Here is an 18,992-nt window from a genome sequence, read left to right on the forward strand (position 1 = left end):
GTGCGGCACGTAGCGTGCCGCACCGCCCGGGACCGTGAGCCCTGCTACTTCGAGTAGAGCTCGACGATCAGCTGCTCCTGCACCTGGGTGTCGATCACCGGGCGCTCGGGCAGGTTGTGCACGAGGATCCGCAGACGCGAGGGGATCGCCTCCAGCCAGGCCGGGACGGTCCTCTCGCCGGCCTCCCCCTGGGCCACCGCGAACGGCGTCAGGTTACGGGAGGACTGGCGGACCTCGACGATGTCGTTCGCGACGACACGGGCCGACGGGATGTCGGTCTTGACGCCGTTCACGAGGAAGTGGCCGTGACGGACCAGCTGCCGCGCATGATCACGCGACTTGGCGAAGCCCGCCCGGTAGACCACGTTGTCCAGCCGGGACTCGAGGATGCGGAGCAGGTTCTCACCGGTCTTGCCGGTCCTGCGGTTCGCCTCCTCGTAGTACCCGCGGAACTGCTTCTCAAGGACACCGTAGATGCGCGCGCACTTCTGCTTCTCGCGCATCTGCAACAGGTACTCGCTGTCCTTGGTGCGCCCGCGTCCGTGCTCACCCGGGGGGTAAGGACGGATCTCGATCGGGCACTTCGCGCTCTCGCACTTGCTCCCCTTGAGGAAGAGCTTCTGCTTCTCCCGACGGCAACGCTTGCAGTCGGCCCCGGTGTAACGCGCCATTCCTGTTTTTCTCCTACCTGCTCAGCGGATTGCTGATCAGACGCGCCGGCGCTTCGGCGGGCGGCATCCGTTGTGCGGGGTCGGAGTGACGTCCTGGATCGAGCCGACCTCGAGGCCGGTGGCCTGGAGGGAGCGGATCGCGGTCTCACGGCCGGAGCCGGGGCCCTTGACGAACACATCGACCTTGCGCATGCCGTGCTCCTGCGCGCGGCGGGCGGCCGACTCGGCGGCCATCTGCGCGGCGAACGGGGTCGACTTGCGCGAGCCCTTGAAGCCGACGTGGCCGGCGGAGGCCCAGGAGATCACGTTGCCGGACGGGTCCGTGATCGAAACGATGGTGTTGTTGAACGTGCTCTTGATGTGGGCGTGCCCATGAGCGACGTTCTTCTTCTCCTTGCGGCGCACCTTCTTGGCGCCGGCCTGACGGCCCTTCGGAGGCATATGTGGTTACTCCCGGTGGAGGTGGTCGGTCCTACAGCGAAGACCGCTGACGAGCGTCCGCTGAGGACTACTTCTTGCCCGGCTTCTTCTTGCCGGCGATGGCGCGACGCGGGCCCTTGCGGGTGCGGGCGTTGGTGTGGGTCCGCTGGCCGTGGACCGGCAGCCCGCGACGGTGGCGCAGACCCTGGTAGCAGCCGATCTCGACCTTGCGACGGATGTCCGCCTGGATCTCGCGACGGAGGTCACCCTCGGTCTTGATGTTGGCGTCCACGTACTCGCGGATCTTGACCAGGTCCTCTTCGTCCAGGTCACGGACCCGGGCGTTCGGGTTCACGCCGGTGGCGGCGAGGGTCTCCTTGGCCAGGGTGCGGCCGATGCCGAAGACATAGGTGAGGGCGACCTCCACACGCTTCTCGCGCGGGATGTCGACACCTGAAACGCGTGCCATTCAATGGCTCCTGTGGTGTCCGGGGGTCTTCCGCAGCACCGTTCCTGACCGCCGTACGAGGTACGGATCAGGTCTCCGGCCCCCGCCGGAGGTGCCGTCAGCCGGGACTTCCCGACCGGACGGGCGCTGCGTATGTACATGTGTTGCTCGCGTCGCGCGAAGAACTGCGAGGTGCAGGTCGGCGTGCGTCAGCCCTGGCGCTGCTTGTGGCGCAGGTTGTCGCAGATGACCATGACCCGGCCGTGGCGGCGGATCACCTTGCACTTGTCGCAGATCTTCTTGACGCTCGGCTTGACCTTCATGGAATTCAGGTTCTCCGGGTCGTGAGATCTACTTGTAGCGGTAGACGATCCGTCCGCGCGTGAGGTCGTAGGGAGACAACTCCACAACGACCCGGTCATCGGGAAGGATGCGGATGTAGTGCATGCGCATCTTGCCGCTGATGTGCGCGAGGACCTTGTGACCGTTCTGCAGCTCCACCTTGAACATAGCGTTCGGCAGAGACTCGATCACGGTGCCCTCGATCTCGATGGCGCCTTGCTTCTTGGCCATGTCCTGCTTTCGGGATCGGCTACCTTGGTCGGCTTTTGGCATGCCTGAAGGCATACGCGAGCCGACGTGACAGTCTACGCCAGCCGTTCCTGAAAGACGAATCCGGGGTGTATGCCCCCGAACGAAGATCGTTAAGCGGCGTCGAGGGGGCGCTCAGGCGAGCGGGTCCGGCGCGGCCGTGATCCCGTACTCCGCCAGCTTGGCCTTGCCGCCGTCGCGGGCGGTCAGGACCAGCGGGCCCTCCTCGGTCAGCGCGACGGAGTGCTCCCAGTGGGAGGACCAGGTGCCGTCGTCGGTCTTGACCGTCCACTCGTCCTCGAGGACGTGGGTGAGCGGGGTACCCAGGCTCACCATCGGCTCGATCGCCAGGCACATGCCCGGCACCAGACGCGGGCCCTTGCCGCGCTTGCGCGAGACGTAGTTCAGCAGGTGGGGGTCCATGTGCATCTGGGACCCGATGCCGTGGCCGCCGTACTCCTCGATAATCCCGTACTTGCCGCCGCCCGGCTTGGGCTGCCGGCGGATGTAGGTCTCGATGGCGCGGGAGATGTCGACCAGCCGGTCGCCCTTGCGGAAGGCCGCGATGCCGGCCCACATGGACTCCTCGGTCACCCGGCTGAGCTCGATGAGCTCCGGAGCGTGACCGCCACCCACGAAGGCGGTGTAGGCGGCGTCGCCGTGCCAGCCGTCGACGATGGCACCGCAGTCGATCGAGATGACGTCGCCGTCCTTGAGGACGGTCGCGGCGTCCGGGATGCCGTGGACGACCACGTCGTTCACGGAGGTGCAGATCGTGGCGGGGAAACCGCCGTACCCGAGGAAGTTCGGCTTGGCGCCGTGGTCGGCGAGGACCTTGCGGGCCACGTCGTCCAGGTCCTTGGTGGTGGCCCCGGGGACGGCCGCCTCACGGGTGGCCTCGTGGATCGCGGCGACGACCAGGCCCGCCGCGCGCATCTTCGCGATCTGCTCGGGGGTCTTGATCTCCACCATCGGTCCTGGCCTTCCTTCGTCCCACCGGATACCTCAACGGTACGGCCGCGGGGTCCTCGGGGACACCGCGGCCGCAACGGTCACGCATGTGTTCAGGCGGCGCTGTCGCCCGTGTCCTTCTTGTCGTGCAGCGCGTCCATCGCCCGCTTGGTCACCTCGGCGACCTTGCCCAGGGCCGAGATGGTGCGCACCAGGCCCTGCTGCTTGTAGTAGTCGATGATCGGCTCGGTCTTGCTGTGGTACTCCTCCAGCCGGACCCGCACCTTCTCCTCGGTGTCGTCCGACCGCTGGTAGAGCTCACCGCCGCACTCGTCGCACACGTCCTCGACCGCCGGAGGGCTGTAGACCACGTGGAACACGTGGCCGCCGTTCTTGCGGCACAGCCGACGACCGGCGATCCGCTTGACGACCTCCTCCTCGGGCACTTCGAGGTCCAGGACAGCGTCCAGCGCTATCCCGTTCTCGGCGAGGATCTTGTCGAGCGCCTGGGCCTGGCCCACGTTCCGCGGGAAGCCGTCGAGCAGGAAGCCGTTCGCGGCGTCCGGCTGCAGCATGCGGTCCTTGGCCATACCGATGGTGATCTCGTCGGGGACCAGCAGGCCGGCGTCCGTGTACTCCCGGGCCTTGAGGCCCAGCTCCGTGCCCTGGCTGATGTTCGCCCGGAAGAGGTCGCCCGTGGAGATGTGCGGGATCGACAGGTTCCTGGCAAGGTACGCGGCCTGCGTACCCTTGCCGGCCCCGGGGGGCCCGACGAGGACGATGCGCATCAGCGGAGGAACCCTTCGTAGTTACGCTGCTGAAGCTGGCTCTCGATCTGCTTCACGGTCTCCAGGCCGACACCCACGATGATCAGGATGCTCGTCCCGCCGAACGGGAAGTTCTGGTTCGCGTTGAACAGCACCAGCGCCACTGTGGGCACCAGGGCGATCAGACCCAGATACATCGCGCCCGGCCACGTGATGCGGTTGAGCACGTAGCTGAGGTACTCCGCGGTGGGACGACCAGCCCGGATGCCCGGGATGAACCCACCATACTTCTTCATGTTGTCCGCGACTTCTTCGGGGTTGAACGAGATGGCCACGTAGAAGAAGGCAAAGAAGACAATCAGCAGGAAATACGCGGTGATGTAGATCGGGTGGTCGCCCTTGACCAGGTTGTCCCTCACCCAGTTTGCCCAGGTAGAGGTGGATCCGCTGAACTGGACGACCAGTGACGGGATGTACAGGAGTGATGACGCGAAGATGACGGGAATCACACCCGCCTGGTTCACCTTCAGCGGGATGTAGGTGGAGGTTCCACCGTACGAACGACGCCCGATCATGCGCTTCGCGTACTGCACGGGGACGCGGCGCTGCGCCTGCTCGACGAAGACGACGAGGGCGACCATCGCCAGACCCACGAGGATGACGGCCCCGAACTCGACCCAGCCGTCCGCGATGTTGCCGGACTTCTTGATCGCCCAGAGGGCGCCGGGGAAGCCGGCCGCGATCGACAGGAACATCAGGATCGACATGCCGTTGCCGATGCCGCGGTCGGTGATCAGCTCGCCCAGCCACATGATGAGGGCGGTTCCCGCGGTCATCGTGATGACCATCGTGATCGTGGTGAAGATCGACTGGTCGGGAACGATGTTGAAGCGGTCCGGGCACTGCTGGAAGAGGCTGCCGGAGCGGGCGGTGGCCACCAGACCGGTGCCCTGCAGCACCGCGAGCGCGACGGTGAGGTAGCGCGTGTACTGCGTGATCTTCGTCTGGCCGGCCTGGCCCTCCTTCTTGAGGGCTTCCAGGCGCGGGATGACCACGGTGAGCAGCTGAAGGATGATGCTCGCGGTGATGTACGGCATGATGCCGAGCGCGAAGATCGTGAGCTGCAGAAGAGCGCCGCCGCTGAAGAGGTTCACCAGGCCGAAGAGGCCCTGGTTCCCCCCGACCGCCTTGATGCAGGAGTTGACCACCTGGTAGTCGACCCCCGGGATCGGGATGTGGGCTCCCAGCCGGAACAGCACCATGATGGCCAGCGTGAACAGCAGCTTCTTGCGCAGGTCGGGCGTCCTGAACGCCCGGGCGAACGCGGTGAGCACGGTGCCTCCTGCGCCCCCCGCTTCTTCGGCGGAGGGTGACGGTGTTGAAAGCTACGAATGGTGGGACTGCAAAACGATTGGGGTTGCCTGACCCGCGTCAGCACACAGGCTCCGCAAGACTAGCCCGGCCCACCTTACCGGCGAGCATCCGTCCCCGGAATGACCAACCGGGGATGCCCCGCACGAAAGTGCGGAACATCCCCGGCCGGATGTGGCATCACGCTCAGACGAGCTCGGTGACCGAGCCGCCCGCGGCGGTGATCTTCTCCTTGGCGGAGCCGGAGACCGCGTCGACGGTCACCTGCAGCGCCACGGAGACCTCGCCGGTGCCGAGCACCTTGACGAGCTGGTTCTTCCGCACGGCACCCTTGGCGACCAGGTCGGCCACCGTGACCTCGCCACCCTCGGGGTAGAGCGCGGCCAGCTTGTCCAGGTTCACGACCTGGAACTCGGTGCGGAACGGGTTCTTGAAGCCCTTCAGCTTCGGGAGGCGCATGTGGAGGGGCATCTGCCCACCCTCGAAGCGCTCCGGAACCTGGTAGCGGGCCTTCGTGCCCTTGGTACCACGACCGGCCGTCTTGCCCTTGGAGGCCTCACCACGACCGACACGGGTCTTGGCGGTCTTGGCACCCGGGGCCGGACGGAGGTTGTGGACCTTCAGCGGAGACTGCTCTCCCATGTCAGTCGACCTCCTCGACCGTGACGAGGTGGCGGACGGTGTGGACCATGCCGCGGATCTCCGGGCGGTCCTCCTTGACCACGACGTCGTTCAGCCGCTTCAGGCCGAGCGAACGCAGGGTGTCACGGTGGTTCTGCTTGCTGCCGATGTAGGACTTGACCTGCGTGACCTTGAGGCGAGCCATTACGCACCCACCCCAGCACGCGCCCGGAGCAGAGCAGCCGGGGCCACGTCCTCGAGCGGCAGACCGCGACGGGCCGCGATCTCCTCGGGGCGCTGCAGACCCTTCAGGGCCTCCACCGTGGCGTGCACGATGTTGATCGCGTTGTCGGAGCCGAGCGACTTCGACAGCACGTCGTGGATGCCGGCGCACTCCAGGACGGCGCGCACCGGACCACCGGCGATCACACCCGTACCGGGGGAAGCAGGCTTGAGCAGGACGACGCCCGCGGCCTTCTCGCCCTGGATCGGGTGGGGGATGGTGCCCTGGATACGGGGGACCTTGAAGAAGTGCTTCTTGGCCTCCTCAACGCCCTTGGCGATGGCGGCCGGCACCTCCTTGGCCTTGCCGTAACCGACACCCACGGTGCCGTCACCGTCGCCCACCACGACCAGCGCGGTGAAGCTGAAGCGACGACCACCCTTCACAACCTTGGCGACGCGGTTGATCGCGACAACGCGCTCAACGTACGCGGTCTTCTCGGCGGCAGCTGCGCCGCCGTCACGGCCCTTCCGGTCCCGCCGCTCGCCGCCACCGGCACCGCCACCGCGGCGCTGGGGTCCAGCCATTGGATTTACCTCTCTCTGTTTCCGCTAGCTACGGAACCGGCTCAGAAACCGAGCCCGGCTTCGCGGGCGGCGTCGGCCAGGGCAGCGATGCGACCGGCGTACCGGTTGCCACCGCGGTCGAACACAACGGTCCCGACGCCGGCCGCCTTGGCCCGCTCGGCGACCAGCTGGCCGACCTTCTTCGCCTGCTCGGTCTTGTCACCCTCGGCACCCCGGATCGAGGTGTCCAGGTGCGAGGCCGAGGCCAGGGTGTGGCCCTTGAGGTCGTCGATGACCTGCGCCGTGATGCCCCGGTTGGAACGGGTCACGACCAGGCGCGGACGCACCTCGGTGCCCGAGATCCGCTTGCGGACGCGGATGTGGCGACGCTTCTTGGCAGCGCCCTTGTAAGCGTCACCCTTGGCGATCTTCACGCCGTATGCCATGGCTTACTTACCAGCCTTTCCGACCTTGCGGCGGATGACTTCGCCCTCGTACTTGACGCCCTTGGCCTTGTACGGGTCGGGCTTCCGCAGCTTGCGGATGTTCGCGGCGACCTCGCCGACCTTCTGCTTGTCGATGCCCTCGACCGAGAACTTGGTGGGGCTCTCGACCTTGAAGGAGATGCCCTCCGGGGCCTCGACCAGGATCGGGTGGCTGTAGCCCAGGGCGAACTCCAGGTTGGAGCCCTTCGCCTGGACGCGGTAGCCGACACCGCTGATCTCGAGCTTCTTCACGTAGCCCGCGGTCACGCCGGTGATCATGTTCGCCACCAGCGTGCGGGACAGGCCGTGCAGGGCCTTGTTCAGACGCTCGTCGTTCGGACGCGACACCTGAAGGGTGCCGTCCTCGCTCTTGACGATGTCGATCGGCGCGGCAACGGTGTGGGTCAGGGAACCCTTGGGGCCCTTCACCGAGACCGTCCGGCCATCGATGGTGACGTCCACGCCGGCGGGAACCGGGATGGGCAGCCGTCCAATACGCGACATGGCTATACCTCCGTTTCCCGACTACCAGACGTAGGCGAGGACTTCCCCACCCACGCCCTTCTTGTTTGCCTGCTTGTCGGTGAGGAGCCCGTGGGAAGTGGAGATGATCGCCACGCCCAGGCCGCCGAGCACCTTCGGCAGGTTGGTGGACTTTGCGTAGACCCGCAGACCGGGCTTGCTGATGCGCTTGATGCCGGCGATCGAGCGCTCGCGGTTCGGACCGAACTTGAGGTCGATGGTGAGGTTCTTGCCGACCTCGGCGTCCTCGACCTTCCAGCCCTGGATGTAACCCTCCTGCTGGAGGATCTCCGCGATGTGCGACTTGATCTTGCTGAACGGCATGGTGACCTCGTCGTGGTACGCGGAGTTCGCGTTCCGCAGACGCGTCAGCATGTCTGCGATCGGGTCAGTCATGGTCATGTGATGGCCTTAGGCCTCTCTCGCCGGGGTTTCCTATATGCGCCATCCCTCTCCCCCATGAGACTGGGGACGGGTGCGGCGCGGGGACCTACGGCGTAGTAAGACGGTCATGGGCGGCGGGCGCCCAACCCTTCTACCCTACGGTATGGAGGGCCGGGCTCCCGCCACTCATCTGCTTACCGAGAGCCCCTGGTGGTTACCAGGAGCTCTTGGTCACGCCCGGCAGCTCACCGCGGTGCGCCATCTCACGAAGGCACACGCGGCAGAGGCCGAACTTGCGGTACACGGAGTGCGGACGGCCACAGCGCTGGCAGCGCGTGTAGGAACGCACACCGAACTTGGGCTTGCGGGCGGCCTTCGCGATAAGAGCCTTCTTCGCCACGGCTCACGCCTCCTTGAACGGGAAGCCGAGGTGACGGAGGAGCGCGCGGCCCTCAGCGTCGTTGGTCGCCGTGGTCACCACGGTGATGTCCATACCCCGGGTGCGGTCGATCTTGTCCTGGTCGATCTCGTGGAACATGACCTGCTCCGTGAGACCGAAGGTGTAGTTGCCTCGGCCGTCGAACTGCTTCGGCGACAGACCGCGGAAGTCGCGGATGCGCGGGAGCGCGAGCGACAGCAGACGGTCCAGGAACTCCCACATGCGGTCACCGCGGAGGGTGACGTGGGCGCCGATCGGCTGACCCTCGCGCAGCTTGAACTGCGCGATGGACTTCCGGGCCTTGGTGACGGCCGGCTTCTGGCCGGTGATCGTGGTGAGGTCGCGGATCGCGCCCTCGATCAGCTTGGAGTCGCGGGCGGCGTCGCCCACACCCATGTTGACCACGATCTTGGTGAGACCGGGGATCTGCATGACGTTCTCGTACTGGAACTCGTCACGCATCTTGCCCGCGATCTCCTCGCGGTAGCGCGCCTTCAGACGAGGCGAAGTGGTGGCAGTCATCAGATGTCCTCACCGGTCCGCTTGGCAACGCGGATCTTGTTGCCCTCGTCGTCGAAGCGGAAGCCGACGCGGGTCACGACCTTCTTGCCGTCCTTCTCCACGACCAGCTGGACGTTGGAGACGTGGACGGGAGCCTCCGTCGTGATGATGCCGCCGGTCTTCGAACCACGGGCGGTCTGGCCGGCCTTGGTGTGCTTCTTGACCCGGTTGACACCCTCGACCAGGACACGGTCCTCAGCCGGGTAGGCCGCGATGACCTTGCCCTGCTTGCCCTTGTCCTTGCCGGTGATGACCTGGACCAGGTCGCCCTTCTTGATCTTCATCGGTTACAGCACCTCCGGCGCGAGCGAGATGATCTTCATGAACTTCTTCTCGCGCAGCTCCCGGCCCACGGGGCCGAAGATACGGGTGCCGCGGGGGTCACCGTCGTTCTTGAGGATGACGGCCGCGTTCTCGTCGAAGCGGATGTACGAACCGTCGGGACGGCGGCGCTCCTTGACGGTGCGCACGACGACCGCCTTGACGACGTCGCCCTTCTTCACGTTGCCACCGGGGATCGCGTCCTTGACGGTGGCGACGATGACGTCACCGATTCCCGCGTAGCGGCGACCGGAGCCACCGAGCACACGGATGCAAAGGATCTCCTTCGCGCCCGTGTTGTCGGCGACACGCAGTCGCGACTCCTGCTGGATCACGTCTATCTCCTGATCGTCTGCCGGTTCCCTCCGGGGCGGGCCCGGAGAGCCTGGCGGAACCGTCCTGCGGGGAACCCCCCGCAGGAATTACGTGCCGGCCGGGGCCGGGCCGCGCGCACCTGTCACGCGGCCCGGCCTGCCGAGCGGTCTTACTTGGCCTTCTCGAGGATCTCGACGACGCGCCAGCGCTTGCTCGCCGACAGCGGCCGGGTCTCCATGAGGAGGACGCGGTCACCGACGCCCGCGGCGTTCTGCTCGTCGTGCGCCTTGAGCTTGTTGGTGCGGCGGATGACCTTGCCGTAGAGGGCGTGCTTCACACGGTCCTCGACGGCGACCACGACGGTCTTGTCCATCTTGTCGCTCACCACGAGGCCCTCACGGGTCTTGCGGTCGCCGCGCTGCTCGCTGCTCTCAGTCACATTCTTCTCGCTCATCAGGCGTTCTCCACCGTCTCGATGCCGAGCTCACGCTCACGCATGAGGGTGTAGATCCGGGCGATGTCCTTGCGGACAACCTTCAGCCGGGAGTTGTTCTCGAGCTGTCCGGTGGCCGCCTGGAAGCGGAGGTTGAACAGCTCCTCCTTGGCCTCACGCAGCTTGCCGACGAGCTCCTCGTCGCCCAGCTGACGCAGCTCGGTCGCCTTGGTACCGGCCGCCATCACAGCTCACCTGCCTCGCGCCGGACGATCCGGCACTTCATCGGAAGCTTGTGGGCGGCTCGGGTGAGCGCCTCACGCGCAACCTTCTCGTTCGGGAAGGACAGCTCGAACATCACCCGACCGGGCTTGACGTTCGCGACCCACCACTCCGGGGAGCCCTTACCGGAACCCATGCGGGTTTCGGCCGGCTTCTTCGTGAGGGGACGGTCCGGGTAGATGTTGATCCAGACCTTGCCGCCACGGCGGATGTGACGGGTGATGGCGATACGAGCGGACTCGATCTGCCGGTTCGTCACGTACGCGGGGGTGACGGCCTGGATGCCGTACTCACCGAACGCCAGCTCGGTGCCACCCTTGGCCATGCCATCACGCTTCGGGTGGTGCTGCTTACGGTGCTTGACCCGACGGGGGATCAGCATGGGGGTCAGGCCTCCGTTCCGGTGGTCTCCGCAGCCGGAGCCTCAGCGGTGGTCGCCTCGGCCTTGGGGGCCTGGGCGTCACCCTGGGGACGACGGCCACGGCCGCCGCGCTCGCCACCGCGGCGCTGCGGACGGTCATTGCCACCGCCACGGGCCGGGCGGTTGCCGGCGCGGGCGGCGGCGTTCTCGGCGCGGACCTCGGCGATGTTCTTGACGTCGCCCTTGTAGATCCACACCTTCACGCCGATGCGGCCGAAGGTCGTACGGGCCTCGAAGAAGCCGTAGTCGACGTTGGCGCGCAGCGTGTGCAGCGGAACGCGGCCCTCGCGGTAGAACTCCGAGCGGGACATCTCGGCGCCGCCGAGACGGCCACCGCACTGGATCTTGATGCCCTTGGCGCCGGCCTTCATCGTGCTCTGCATCGACTTGCGCATGGCACGGCGGAAGGAGACGCGGGAGGAGAGCTGCTCGGCGACGGCCTGGGCCACCAGCTGAGCGTCCGTCTCCGGGTTCTTGACCTCGAGGATGTTCAGCTGGACCTGCTTGCCGGTCAGCTTCTCCAGGTCACCGCGGATGCGGTCGGCCTCCGCGCCGCGACGGCCGATGACGATGCCCGGCCGGGCGGTGTGGATGTCGACGCGGACGCGGTCGCGGGTGCGCTCGATCTCCACCTTGGAGATGCCGGCCCGCTCCATGCCCTGCGTCATCATCCGGCGGATGGCGACGTCTTCCTTGACGTAGTCCTTGTACAGCTTGTCGGCGTACCAACGGGACTTGAAGTCCGTGGTGATGCCGAGCCGGAACCCGTGCGGGTTAACCTTCTGGCCCATTACCGGGTCCCTTCCTTGCTGCTGACGACCACGGTGATGTGGCTGGTCCGCTTGCGGATCCGGTAGGCACGGCCCTGCGCACGCGGACGGAACCGCTTCAGGGTCGGGCCCTCGTCCACGAACGCCTCGCTGATGTACAGCGACTCGGCATCGGTGTGGTCGTAGTTGTGCGCGGCGTTGGCAATGGCGCTGTCGAGCACCTTGCCCACCGGCACGCTCGCGGCCTGCGGGGCGAAACGCAGGACCGCCTGAGCCTCCGTGGCGCTCATGCCACGGATGAGGTCCACCACGCGGCGGGCCTTCATGGGCGTGACGCGGATGTACCGCGCCTGGGCCCTGGCTTCCATGGTTGTCCCTTCGGTGTCTGTCTTTGTCGTCACTGTTCCGCTCCGCAGGTCAGCGACGACGCGACTTGCGGTCGTCCTTCTCGTGGCCGCGGAAGGTGCGGGTCGGCGCGAACTCGCCGAGCTTGTGGCCGACCATCGACTCGGTGACAAACACCGGGACGTGCTTACGGCCGTCGTGCACCGCGATCGTGTGGCCCAGCATCGCCGGGATGATCATCGAGCGGCGGGACCAGGTCTTGATGACGTTGTGGGTACCGGCCTCGTTCTGAACGTCCACCTTCTTGATCAGGTGGTCGTCGACGAAGGGCCCCTTCTTGAGACTGCGCGGCATCTAAACCCGCTCCTAGCGCTTCTTGTTCGTCTTGCGGCGGCGGACGATGTACTTGCTGCTGGCCTTCTTCGGCGAGCGAGTACGACCCTCCTTCTGACCCCACGGGCTGACCGGGTGGCGACCACCGGAGGTCTTGCCCTCACCACCACCGTGCGGGTGGTCGACGGGGTTCATGGCCACACCGCGGACGGTCGGGCGGACGCCCTTCCAGCGCATACGGCCGGCCTTGCCCCAGTTGATGTTCGACTGCTCGGCGTTGCCGACCTCGCCGATGGTGGCGCGGCAGCGGACGTCGACCATGCGGACCTCGCCGGACGGCATGCGAAGGGTGGCCATGGAGCCCTCCTTCGCGAGCAGCTGCACCGAAGAACCCGCGGAGCGGGAGATCTTCGCGCCGCCGCCGGGACGCAGCTCGATGGCGTGGACGGTCGTACCGACGGGGATGTAGCGCAGCGGCAGGTTGTTGCCGGGCTTGATGTCCGCGCCGGGGCCGTTCTCGATCCGGTCACCCTGGTTCAGCTTGGCCGGGGCCAGGATGTAGCGCTTCTCGCCGTCCGCGTAGTGCAGGAGCGCGATGCGCGCGGTGCGGTTGGGGTCGTACTCGATGTGCGCGACCTTGGCCGGCACGCCGTCCTTGTCGTGACGACGGAAGTCGATCACGCGGTAGGCGCGCTTGTGGCCACCACCCTGGTGGCGAACGGTCACACGACCGGCGTTGTTACGGCCGCCCTTGCTGTGCAGGGGGCGGACCAGCGACTTCTCCGGCGTGGACCGCGTGATCTCGACGAAGTCGGCGACGCTGGAGCCACGACGGCCCGGGGTCGTCGGCTTGTACTTGCGGATACCCATTTCTCAGTCCTCGGAAGATTCCGGACTTCTGAACGTTCCGGCCTCCGTTAGGAGACCGGGCCGCCGAAGATGTCGATGCGGTCGCCCTCGGCGAGGGTCACGATGGCGCGCTTGGTGTCCTTGCGCTTGCCGAAACCGGTGCGGGTGCGCTTGCGCTTGCCCTGGCGGTTGATCGTGTTGACCCCGGTGACCTTGACCGAGAAGACCGCCTCGACGGCCTGCTTGATCTGGGTCTTGTTGGCACGCGGGTCGACGACGAACGTGTACTTGTTCTCGTCCAGCAGCGCGTAGCTCTTCTCGGAGACCACCGGCTTGACCAGGATGTCACGGTGGTCCGTGAAGGTCTTGCTGGTGATCGCGGTCTGCTCGGCCATCAGGCGTCGCTCCCTTCGGTCTCGGCGGCGCCGGAACCGGTGAAGCGGTCGAAGGCGGCCTTGGTGAAGACCACGTCGTCGGAGACGAGCACGTCGTACGTGTTCAGCTGGCCGGCCTCCAGGATGTGGACCTGGGGCAGGTTGCGGGCGGAGAGCCACGCGACCTCTTCGGCGCGGTCGGCGACGAGCAGCACGTTCTTGCGGTCGCTGATCTTGCCCAGCAGCGTCTTGGCGGACTTGGTCGACGGGGCCTCGCCCTCGACGACGCCGGTCACGACGTGGATGCGGTTGTGACGGGCCCGGTCGGTGAGGGCACCGCGCAGGGCGGCGGCCTTCATCTTCTTCGGGGTCCGCTGCGAGTAGTCACGCGGCACGGGACCGTGCACGACGCCACCACCGGCGAACTGCGGGGCGCGGGTCGAACCCTGACGGGCGCGGCCGGTGCCCTTCTGGCGGTACGGCTTCTTGCCGCCACCGCGGACCTCGCCACGCGTCTTGACCTTGTGCGTGCCCTGACGGGCGGCGGCCAGCTGCGCCACGACGACCTGGTGGATCAGCGGGATGCTGACCTTGGCGTCGAAGATCTCGGCGGGGAGCTCTACGGTCCCGGCCTTGTCGCCGGCGGGCGACAGAATGTCAATGGTGCTCATATCCTCAGGCCCCCTTGGCCGCGGTGCGGACCAGGACGAGGCCGCCGTTCGGACCGGGAACCGCGCCCTTGATGAGCAGCAGGCCCTTCTCCGCGTCAACGGCGTGAACGGTCAGGTTCTGGGTGGTGACCCGCTCGTTGCCCATGCGGCCCGCCATGCGCAGACCCTTGAACACACGGCCCGGGGTGGCGCAGCCACCGATGGAGCCGGGAGAGCGGTGCTTGCGCTGGGTGCCGTGTCCGGCGCCGAGGCCCTTGAAGTTGTGACGCTTCATGACACCGGCGAAGCCCTTGCCCTTGCTCTTGCCGGTGACGTCCACCTTCACGCCGGCCTCGAACACCTCAGCGGTGATCTCCTGGCCGAGGGTGTACTCGGCGGCGTCCGCGGTGCGGAGCTCCACCAGGTGGCGACGGGGGGTCACGTCGGCCTTGGCGAAGTGGCCCTTGAGGGGCTTGTTCACCTTGCGCGGGTCGATCTCGCCGAAGGCGATCTGGACCGACTCGTAACCGTCGACGTCGTTCGTGCGGACCTGGGTCACGACGTTCGGACCGGCCTTGACCACGGTCACCGGGACGACACGGTTGTTCTCGTCCCAGACCTGGGTCATGCCGAGCTTCTCGCCCAGGATGCCCTTGATCTGCTTAGCCATCTGTTCCGCGCCTCTCAGAGCTTGATCTCGATGTCGACGCCGGCCGGAAGGTCCAGGCGCATCAACGAGTCAACGGTCTTGGGCGTCGGGTCGAGGATGTCGATCAGGCGCTTGTGCGTGCGCATCTCGAAGTGCTCGCGCGAGTCCTTGTACTTGTGCGGCGACTTGATGACGCAGTACACGTTCTTCTCAGTGGGCAGCGGCACCGGGCCCGCGACCTGCGCACCAGTACGCGTCACCGTCTCGACGATCTTCTTCGCCGAGGAGTCGATGACCTCGTGGTCGTAGGCCTTGAGCCGGATGCGGATCTTCTGTCCCGCCATGGCTACTTCGTAGTCCTGTCTGCTAGTCAACGCTCTGGAACTCGGTGGTTCGACCGTCTTCTCCGACCCACGCGGTCGGGCGTGTCGCTTCCCTTCCCTTAAATCTCCGCATGGCAGAGACCCTCAGGGAGGGGATACGTGGGAGAAGACACCCACCGAGCGCCTGGCGAGCACCCCGCTGACGCTTCCCGGAAGATTCCCGTACGTCCGCCACCCCGCCAGGGGCGAGGGTGACGACGAGTACTGTGGGACTCGCTTCCGGTCCTCCCGACGGGAGGCGCGCAGCATCGGCACTCGACCGAGCAACCCGGCTAGTCTGCCATACCGGACGCGTCGGACGCCAATCGGGGCGCAGTACCTTACCCCCCGCCCCCGCTTCCCCAAACCCGGGTCAGAGTCCGGATGTGTACACCAGCAGCCGCGCGGTGCCGGCCGGGGCGTCGACGGGGACGCCGGGAGTGGCGTTGGCCAGCAGCCAGGAGGCGAGAAAGGACGTGGAGACGTCCCCGTACGTGTCCTTGTAGAGCGCCGCCACCCCCGTGACGTGCGGAGCGGCCATCGAGGTACCGCTCATGCGGACCAGTCCGCCGCCCATGGCCGCCGAGGTGATCCCCGTGCCCGGGGCGCTGATGTCCACACAACCGCCCCAGTTGCTGAAGGACGCCTTGCGGTCCGACTCGTCGGTCGCGGCGACCGTGAACGCGCCGGGCGCCGCGGCCGGGGAGACCCCGCAGGCGTCCTCGTCGGAGTTGCCCGCGGCGACTGCCGGAAAGACTCCGGCGGCCGCCAGACCCTCCACCGCGCGGTCGGCCGTCTCGCTGCGCGGGCCGCCGGTCGACAGGTTGGCGACCGCCGGCTTCACCGCGTGCTCGGCCACCCAGTTCATCCCGGCGACCAGCGTGGCCACCGAACCGCGGCCGTCGCAGCCCAGCACCCGTACCGAGACCAGCTTCGTCGCCCGGGCCACCCCGGTGGTGGCACCGCCGACGGTCCCTGCGACGTGCGTGCCGTGGCCGTTGCAGTCGGCGCCGTCACGGCCGTCCCCCAGCGCGTCGAACCCGGACACCGCCCGCCCGCCGAACTCGGCGTGCCCGAAGTCGATGCCGGTGTCGATGATGTACGAGGTGACCTTGGCGCCCGTCGCCCGCACGCCGAACGCGGCCCCGTCGCGGGTCCGGCTGCCGATCCGGGCCAGGCCCCAGGACACTTCGGCGGCGGCCGTGGCCGTCTGCGTCGCCGGCTTGGGCGCCGTGACCTCGGCGTCCTGCTCCACCGCCTCCACTCCGGGCACCGCGCGCAGCCGCGAGACCTGCCCGTCGGTCAGCCGGGCGGCGAAACCGACCAGTGCGCTGGTGTACGTGAACATCGGCCGCGCCTCGACGCTGCGCAGCACCGAGCCCGGGTCCGTTCCCGGCCGCAGGATCACGAGGTACTGCCCGGTGATGCCGCCCTGCGCCGCCATCCGCAGGGGCGCCCCCGGCGGCTCCGGTGTCGCGGAGGCCCCGCCGAGGGCGGGCAGGACGGCCGTCAGGACGGCGGCGGCGACCACTGCCCGGCGCTGGGACAGGCGCATGGCGGGCTCCTCGGGGGACTCGTACGGGTGTGCACCGAACGTGACAAGTCGTAACACCGAGTGCTCGCGCAGTGCTCGCGCAGTGCGCCAATCGGGCGAGCGGGCGCGGGACTCCGCCGGCCCGGCGGCCGGCGGGCGCCGTCCCGGTGACGCCGGGCGCGTCGCTCGAGTGGGGGACGCCGCGAGGGCGCCCGGCAACCTCCCGGACGGAACGGCCCTCTAGCGTGGCGTGAAGACCGTTCCCACCCGTCGGCGCTTCCTCGCCGCCCTCGCCACGGGCACCACGGCCGTCGCCCTGGGCGGTTGCTCCCGGTCAGGAAGCGCGGCCACCGGTCCGGCGCCCGCTCCCCTGGCGTTCCGCGCCGGACCCGGCACGGCACGGCTGCTGCAGGTGCTGGCCCACCCCGACGACGAGCTGTACTTCATGAACCCGGACACCGTGCAGCTCGTCGAGGCGGGCGTCCCCGTGGTGTCGGTGTACGTCACCGCGGGCGAGGCCCACGGCGTCAACCGCCCACCGGGGCAGCCGCGTCCGGCCCCCGACAAGGCCGCCTACTCCGCGGCCCGTCACCAGGGACTGCGGCAGGCGTACGCCGCGATGCTCGGCACCGACGTCTTCACGCCCTGGCGGCGCGGGACGACGCGGCTGGCCCACGGGATGACCGCCGAGATCGACACGCTGCGGGTGGGCGGCCGTGAGGCGGTGCTGGTCTTCCTCAACCTCGCCATGCACGGCGCGACCAGCAGGGTCGGCCTGCCGCAGCTGTGGCAGCTGCCGGGCATGGCGCTGCCGACCTTCACCTCGGCGGGCTCGCCGAACGCCGCCAGGGGCACGTACACCCACGAGCTCCTGGTGGACGTGCTCGCCGGCCTCCTGCGGCGCTACCGGCCCACCGTCGTCCACACCCTCGACCCCGACCCGGACATGGCCGCCAACGGGGCCACCCGGCGACGGGACGTCGAGCAGCTCGGCTACAGCGACCACTGGGACCACACCGCGACCGGGCTGTTCGCCTGGAAGGCGATCACCCGGTACGCCGACACCGTGGCCCGCGACGAGGGCGTCGCGCCCGCCTTCCTGACGACGGCCTACCGCGGCTACTACAACCGCCACTGGCCCCACAACCTCCCGCCCGCGCTGCTGCGCCGCAAGGCCGGCTACCTCGCCCCGTACGGCGGCGCGCCCGACTGGCCGTGCGGCGACCCCTCCGGCTGCGGCGACTACCAGGTCGGCCTGGGCAGGCCGCTGACCAACCGCAAGGGCTGGGTGCGCAGCACCCACTACCGGTACCCCGGCGCCCGCCTCGTGCCCGGGACGGACGCGCAGGGGCGGCTGGTCGCCCACGGTGTGCTCGGCACGCGCGCGGTGCGCTGGCGGGAGACGGCCCCCGGCAGCGGGCGCTGGGGTCCGCCGCGGGACCTGGGCGGCGGGCCGCTCGCCCCGGCGCTGAGCGTCGTCACCGACCCGGTCGGCGGCGGACCGCTGCTGTTCGCGCTGCGCTTCGCCTCCCTGGAGAGCGACCGGGCGGCCGACACCCGGGACGTGGTGGTACTGGCGGAGGGCAGCGACTGGCAGGGGCTCGGCTCCCCCGAGGACGACCCGGACCGGGGCCGCAGGATCGGCGTGCCCGCCGCGGTGGGCACCCCGGACGGCCGGGTCCACCTGTTCGTGCGCAACGCCGCCAAGGGCCTGAGCACGCGTGTACGGGAGCCGGACGGCATCTGGTCGGGCTGGCAGGACCTGGGCGGCGGCGAGGTGCAGGACGGGCTGGGCGTGGTCGTGGACCGCGACGGGAGGGTGCACGTGTTCGCCGCCGGGCGGACCGCCGTCCACCACTGGTCCCAGGGAGCCCCGGGCCGGCCGCTCGCCTGCCGCGCGCTGACCGCACTGCCGGTCCCCGCCGATCCCCCGGCCGCGGCCGCGGAGCCCGACGGCTCCCTGTCACTGGCCTACCGGCTGCCCGCGAGCGACGAACTCCTCGTCCACCGGCTCGGCGTCGTCCGGGCGGCGGCCGGGCCGGACCACCCACGACCCTTCGACGGCTACGGCCCGGTCGCCCAGGGCCACGGGCTGCTCGCCGGCCGCGCGGCCGACGGAGCCGTCCGCGTCGCCGCTCTCGCACAACGGGCCGGGGCGTTGCGCCCGGGCGCCCCCGGGTACGGCTTCCCGGCCCTGCACACCCGCCCCGGGACCCGGCCGGCCGTCGTGGGCTTCGGGACGGACGCCACCCCCTGGATCTGGCGGCCGCAACTGGGCACCCCCGCCCAGCCGTGCCCCGGAACGACGGCGAGGGCCCCGGCCCACCGCGTGAG

31 protein-coding genes are annotated in these 18,992 nt (G+C 68.5%); 1 reads left to right on the forward strand and 30 read right to left on the reverse strand.

Annotation, left to right across the window (positions count from 1 at the left end; translation table 11 throughout):
- Nucleotides 1-44 precede the first annotated feature (44 nt).
- The 30 genes from rpsD to ACFW3D_RS39720 form a co-directional block, all read right to left on the reverse strand.
- Nucleotides 45-671 (reverse strand): 30S ribosomal protein S4, encoded by a 627-nt coding sequence (rpsD, locus tag ACFW3D_RS39575; RefSeq protein WP_500513067.1) that lies wholly within the window; start codon nt 669-671, stop codon nt 45-47.
- 36 nt (nt 672-707) lie between these two features.
- Nucleotides 708-1,112: a 30S ribosomal protein S11 gene (rpsK, locus tag ACFW3D_RS39580; protein WP_018558890.1), complete on the reverse strand. Its 405-nt coding sequence runs from the start codon at nt 1,110-1,112 to the stop codon at nt 708-710.
- Nucleotides 1,113-1,179: 67 nt separating this feature from the next.
- A complete protein-coding gene (rpsM, locus tag ACFW3D_RS39585) occupies nt 1,180-1,560 on the reverse strand; it encodes a 30S ribosomal protein S13 (RefSeq protein WP_500513069.1) in 381 nt (126 codons plus the stop codon).
- 188 nt (nt 1,561-1,748) lie between these two features.
- The gene (gene rpmJ, locus ACFW3D_RS39590; RefSeq protein ID WP_003956441.1) at nt 1,749-1,862 is read right to left on the reverse strand and encodes a 50S ribosomal protein L36; all 114 of its coding nucleotides are present in this window, start codon (nt 1,860-1,862) and stop codon (nt 1,749-1,751) included.
- Between the two features lie 28 nt (nt 1,863-1,890).
- Nucleotides 1,891-2,112 carry a translation initiation factor IF-1 gene (gene infA / locus ACFW3D_RS39595; RefSeq protein ID WP_003956442.1) on the reverse strand — a complete coding sequence of 74 codons (222 nt, stop codon included), beginning with the start codon at nt 2,110-2,112 and terminating at the stop codon, nt 1,891-1,893.
- Between the two features lie 153 nt (nt 2,113-2,265).
- Nucleotides 2,266-3,102, reverse strand: a complete 837-nt coding sequence (map, locus tag ACFW3D_RS39600; RefSeq protein ID WP_500513071.1) for a type I methionyl aminopeptidase — start codon at nt 3,100-3,102, stop codon at nt 2,266-2,268.
- A 92-nt stretch (nt 3,103-3,194) separates the two neighbouring features.
- Entirely contained in the window at nt 3,195-3,869 is a 675-nt protein-coding gene (locus tag ACFW3D_RS39605) for an adenylate kinase (RefSeq protein WP_500513073.1), read from the reverse strand.
- On the reverse strand, nt 3,869-5,182 hold the full coding sequence (gene secY / locus ACFW3D_RS39610) for a preprotein translocase subunit SecY (protein ID WP_500513075.1): 1,314 nt from the start codon (nt 5,180-5,182) through the stop codon (nt 3,869-3,871). Before secY ends, ACFW3D_RS39605 begins: the two co-directional genes overlap by 1 nt.
- A gap of 223 nt (nt 5,183-5,405) precedes the next feature.
- On the reverse strand, nt 5,406-5,861 hold the full coding sequence (gene rplO / locus ACFW3D_RS39615; protein ID WP_431960949.1) for a 50S ribosomal protein L15: 456 nt from the start codon (nt 5,859-5,861) through the stop codon (nt 5,406-5,408).
- 1 nt (nt 5,862) lies between these two features.
- Nucleotides 5,863-6,045 (reverse strand): 50S ribosomal protein L30, encoded by a 183-nt coding sequence (rpmD, locus tag ACFW3D_RS39620; protein ID WP_018558884.1) that lies wholly within the window; start codon nt 6,043-6,045, stop codon nt 5,863-5,865.
- Nucleotides 6,045-6,650: a 30S ribosomal protein S5 gene (gene rpsE / locus ACFW3D_RS39625; RefSeq protein WP_003998815.1), complete on the reverse strand. Its 606-nt coding sequence runs from the start codon at nt 6,648-6,650 to the stop codon at nt 6,045-6,047. Before rpsE ends, rpmD begins: the two co-directional genes overlap by 1 nt.
- Before the next feature lie 41 nt (nt 6,651-6,691).
- Complete coding sequence (gene rplR / locus ACFW3D_RS39630; RefSeq protein WP_018558883.1) at nt 6,692-7,075, reverse strand: 50S ribosomal protein L18; 384 nt, start codon at nt 7,073-7,075, stop codon at nt 6,692-6,694.
- Nucleotides 7,076-7,078: 3 nt separating this feature from the next.
- On the reverse strand, nt 7,079-7,618 hold the full coding sequence (gene rplF, locus ACFW3D_RS39635; RefSeq protein WP_500513077.1) for a 50S ribosomal protein L6: 540 nt from the start codon (nt 7,616-7,618) through the stop codon (nt 7,079-7,081).
- Between the two features lie 21 nt (nt 7,619-7,639).
- Nucleotides 7,640-8,038, reverse strand: a complete 399-nt coding sequence (gene rpsH, locus ACFW3D_RS39640; protein WP_018558881.1) for a 30S ribosomal protein S8 — start codon at nt 8,036-8,038, stop codon at nt 7,640-7,642.
- Between the two features lie 196 nt (nt 8,039-8,234).
- Nucleotides 8,235-8,420, reverse strand: a complete 186-nt coding sequence (locus ACFW3D_RS39645) for a type Z 30S ribosomal protein S14 (protein WP_059127180.1) — start codon at nt 8,418-8,420, stop codon at nt 8,235-8,237.
- A 3-nt stretch (nt 8,421-8,423) separates the two neighbouring features.
- Nucleotides 8,424-8,981, reverse strand: coding sequence for a 50S ribosomal protein L5 (gene rplE, locus ACFW3D_RS39650; RefSeq protein WP_018558880.1), 558 nt, complete (start codon nt 8,979-8,981; stop codon nt 8,424-8,426).
- On the reverse strand, nt 8,981-9,304 hold the full coding sequence (gene rplX, locus ACFW3D_RS39655) for a 50S ribosomal protein L24 (RefSeq protein ID WP_361800640.1): 324 nt from the start codon (nt 9,302-9,304) through the stop codon (nt 8,981-8,983). Before rplX ends, rplE begins: the two co-directional genes overlap by 1 nt.
- Before the next feature lie 3 nt (nt 9,305-9,307).
- Nucleotides 9,308-9,676 carry a 50S ribosomal protein L14 gene (rplN, locus tag ACFW3D_RS39660; RefSeq protein WP_055718836.1) on the reverse strand — a complete coding sequence of 123 codons (369 nt, stop codon included), beginning with the start codon at nt 9,674-9,676 and terminating at the stop codon, nt 9,308-9,310.
- 149 nt (nt 9,677-9,825) lie between these two features.
- Complete coding sequence (gene rpsQ / locus ACFW3D_RS39665; protein ID WP_018558878.1) at nt 9,826-10,110, reverse strand: 30S ribosomal protein S17; 285 nt, start codon at nt 10,108-10,110, stop codon at nt 9,826-9,828.
- On the reverse strand, nt 10,110-10,334 hold the full coding sequence (gene rpmC / locus ACFW3D_RS39670; protein WP_319139014.1) for a 50S ribosomal protein L29: 225 nt from the start codon (nt 10,332-10,334) through the stop codon (nt 10,110-10,112). The genes rpsQ and rpmC overlap by 1 nt, the downstream gene beginning before the upstream one ends.
- Complete coding sequence (gene rplP / locus ACFW3D_RS39675) at nt 10,334-10,753, reverse strand: 50S ribosomal protein L16 (protein ID WP_018558876.1); 420 nt, start codon at nt 10,751-10,753, stop codon at nt 10,334-10,336. The genes rpmC and rplP overlap by 1 nt, the downstream gene beginning before the upstream one ends.
- A 5-nt stretch (nt 10,754-10,758) precedes the next feature.
- Nucleotides 10,759-11,583, reverse strand: a complete 825-nt coding sequence (gene rpsC / locus ACFW3D_RS39680) for a 30S ribosomal protein S3 (RefSeq protein ID WP_361800646.1) — start codon at nt 11,581-11,583, stop codon at nt 10,759-10,761.
- Nucleotides 11,583-11,930: a 50S ribosomal protein L22 gene (gene rplV / locus ACFW3D_RS39685; protein ID WP_319139012.1), complete on the reverse strand. Its 348-nt coding sequence runs from the start codon at nt 11,928-11,930 to the stop codon at nt 11,583-11,585. The genes rpsC and rplV overlap by 1 nt, the downstream gene beginning before the upstream one ends.
- A gap of 49 nt (nt 11,931-11,979) precedes the next feature.
- Nucleotides 11,980-12,261, reverse strand: coding sequence for a 30S ribosomal protein S19 (gene rpsS / locus ACFW3D_RS39690; RefSeq protein ID WP_018558873.1), 282 nt, complete (start codon nt 12,259-12,261; stop codon nt 11,980-11,982).
- Between the two features lie 12 nt (nt 12,262-12,273).
- Entirely contained in the window at nt 12,274-13,110 is an 837-nt protein-coding gene (rplB, locus tag ACFW3D_RS39695; protein ID WP_319139010.1) for a 50S ribosomal protein L2, read from the reverse strand.
- Nucleotides 13,111-13,157: 47 nt separating this feature from the next.
- Nucleotides 13,158-13,484, reverse strand: a complete 327-nt coding sequence (gene rplW / locus ACFW3D_RS39700; protein WP_450392987.1) for a 50S ribosomal protein L23 — start codon at nt 13,482-13,484, stop codon at nt 13,158-13,160.
- The gene (rplD, locus tag ACFW3D_RS39705; protein ID WP_500513081.1) at nt 13,484-14,134 is read right to left on the reverse strand and encodes a 50S ribosomal protein L4; all 651 of its coding nucleotides are present in this window, start codon (nt 14,132-14,134) and stop codon (nt 13,484-13,486) included. The genes rplW and rplD overlap by 1 nt, the downstream gene beginning before the upstream one ends.
- 4 nt (nt 14,135-14,138) lie before the next feature.
- The gene (gene rplC, locus ACFW3D_RS39710) at nt 14,139-14,783 is read right to left on the reverse strand and encodes a 50S ribosomal protein L3 (protein WP_018558869.1); all 645 of its coding nucleotides are present in this window, start codon (nt 14,781-14,783) and stop codon (nt 14,139-14,141) included.
- Nucleotides 14,784-14,797: 14 nt separating this feature from the next.
- Nucleotides 14,798-15,106: a 30S ribosomal protein S10 gene (gene rpsJ, locus ACFW3D_RS39715; protein ID WP_014144312.1), complete on the reverse strand. Its 309-nt coding sequence runs from the start codon at nt 15,104-15,106 to the stop codon at nt 14,798-14,800.
- Nucleotides 15,107-15,497: 391 nt separating this feature from the next.
- Nucleotides 15,498-16,679: a S8 family peptidase gene (locus tag ACFW3D_RS39720; protein ID WP_500513083.1), complete on the reverse strand. Its 1,182-nt coding sequence runs from the start codon at nt 16,677-16,679 to the stop codon at nt 15,498-15,500.
- A gap of 229 nt (nt 16,680-16,908) precedes the next feature.
- Between ACFW3D_RS39720 and ACFW3D_RS39725 the strand changes: the two genes are divergently transcribed.
- A partial coding sequence (locus tag ACFW3D_RS39725; RefSeq protein WP_500513085.1) for a PIG-L family deacetylase occupies nt 16,909-18,992 on the forward strand: 2,084 nt, incomplete at its 3' end.

The organism is Streptomyces sp. NPDC058864, from assembly GCF_042742985.1.
GTDB lineage: Bacteria > Actinomycetota > Actinomycetes > Streptomycetales > Streptomycetaceae > Actinacidiphila.

Excerpts from the sequence above, each read along its gene's own strand:
- rpsD (WP_500513067.1), bottom strand. The coding sequence starts at position 671 with ATGGCGCGTTACACCGGGGCCGACTGCAAGCGTTGCCGTCGGGAGAAG.
- rpsK (WP_018558890.1), bottom strand. The coding sequence starts at position 1,112 with ATGCCTCCGAAGGGCCGTCAGGCCGGCGCCAAGAAGGTGCGCCGCAAG.
- rpsM (WP_500513069.1), bottom strand. The coding sequence starts at position 1,560 with ATGGCACGCGTTTCAGGTGTCGACATCCCGCGCGAGAAGCGTGTGGAG.
- rpmJ (WP_003956441.1), bottom strand. The coding sequence starts at position 1,862 with ATGAAGGTCAAGCCGAGCGTCAAGAAGATCTGCGACAAGTGCAAGGTG.
- infA (WP_003956442.1), bottom strand. The coding sequence starts at position 2,112 with ATGGCCAAGAAGCAAGGCGCCATCGAGATCGAGGGCACCGTGATCGAG.
- map (WP_500513071.1), bottom strand. The coding sequence starts at position 3,102 with ATGGTGGAGATCAAGACCCCCGAGCAGATCGCGAAGATGCGCGCGGCG.
- ACFW3D_RS39605 (WP_500513073.1), bottom strand. The coding sequence starts at position 3,869 with ATGCGCATCGTCCTCGTCGGGCCCCCCGGGGCCGGCAAGGGTACGCAG.
- rplO (WP_431960949.1), bottom strand. The coding sequence starts at position 5,861 with ATGGGAGAGCAGTCTCCGCTGAAGGTCCACAACCTCCGTCCGGCCCCG.
- rpmD (WP_018558884.1), bottom strand. The coding sequence starts at position 6,045 with ATGGCTCGCCTCAAGGTCACGCAGGTCAAGTCCTACATCGGCAGCAAG.
- rpsE (WP_003998815.1), bottom strand. The coding sequence starts at position 6,650 with ATGGCTGGACCCCAGCGCCGCGGTGGCGGTGCCGGTGGCGGCGAGCGG.
- rplR (WP_018558883.1), bottom strand. The coding sequence starts at position 7,075 with ATGGCATACGGCGTGAAGATCGCCAAGGGTGACGCTTACAAGGGCGCT.
- rplF (WP_500513077.1), bottom strand. The coding sequence starts at position 7,618 with ATGTCGCGTATTGGACGGCTGCCCATCCCGGTTCCCGCCGGCGTGGAC.
- rpsH (WP_018558881.1), bottom strand. The coding sequence starts at position 8,038 with ATGACCATGACTGACCCGATCGCAGACATGCTGACGCGTCTGCGGAAC.
- rplE (WP_018558880.1), bottom strand. The coding sequence starts at position 8,981 with ATGACTGCCACCACTTCGCCTCGTCTGAAGGCGCGCTACCGCGAGGAG.
- rplX (WP_361800640.1), bottom strand. The coding sequence starts at position 9,304 with ATGAAGATCAAGAAGGGCGACCTGGTCCAGGTCATCACCGGCAAGGAC.
- rpsQ (WP_018558878.1), bottom strand. The coding sequence starts at position 10,110 with ATGAGCGAGAAGAATGTGACTGAGAGCAGCGAGCAGCGCGGCGACCGC.
- rpmC (WP_319139014.1), bottom strand. The coding sequence starts at position 10,334 with ATGGCGGCCGGTACCAAGGCGACCGAGCTGCGTCAGCTGGGCGACGAG.
- rplP (WP_018558876.1), bottom strand. The coding sequence starts at position 10,753 with ATGCTGATCCCCCGTCGGGTCAAGCACCGTAAGCAGCACCACCCGAAG.
- rpsC (WP_361800646.1), bottom strand. The coding sequence starts at position 11,583 with ATGGGCCAGAAGGTTAACCCGCACGGGTTCCGGCTCGGCATCACCACG.
- rplV (WP_319139012.1), bottom strand. The coding sequence starts at position 11,930 with ATGGAAGCCAGGGCCCAGGCGCGGTACATCCGCGTCACGCCCATGAAG.
- rpsS (WP_018558873.1), bottom strand. The coding sequence starts at position 12,261 with ATGCCGCGCAGTCTCAAGAAGGGGCCCTTCGTCGACGACCACCTGATC.
- rplB (WP_319139010.1), bottom strand. The coding sequence starts at position 13,110 with ATGGGTATCCGCAAGTACAAGCCGACGACCCCGGGCCGTCGTGGCTCC.
- rplW (WP_450392987.1), bottom strand. The coding sequence starts at position 13,484 with ATGGCCGAGCAGACCGCGATCACCAGCAAGACCTTCACGGACCACCGT.
- rplD (WP_500513081.1), bottom strand. The coding sequence starts at position 14,134 with ATGAGCACCATTGACATTCTGTCGCCCGCCGGCGACAAGGCCGGGACC.
- rplC (WP_018558869.1), bottom strand. The coding sequence starts at position 14,783 with ATGGCTAAGCAGATCAAGGGCATCCTGGGCGAGAAGCTCGGCATGACC.
- rpsJ (WP_014144312.1), bottom strand. The coding sequence starts at position 15,106 with ATGGCGGGACAGAAGATCCGCATCCGGCTCAAGGCCTACGACCACGAG.
- ACFW3D_RS39720 (WP_500513083.1), bottom strand. The coding sequence starts at position 16,679 with ATGCGCCTGTCCCAGCGCCGGGCAGTGGTCGCCGCCGCCGTCCTGACG.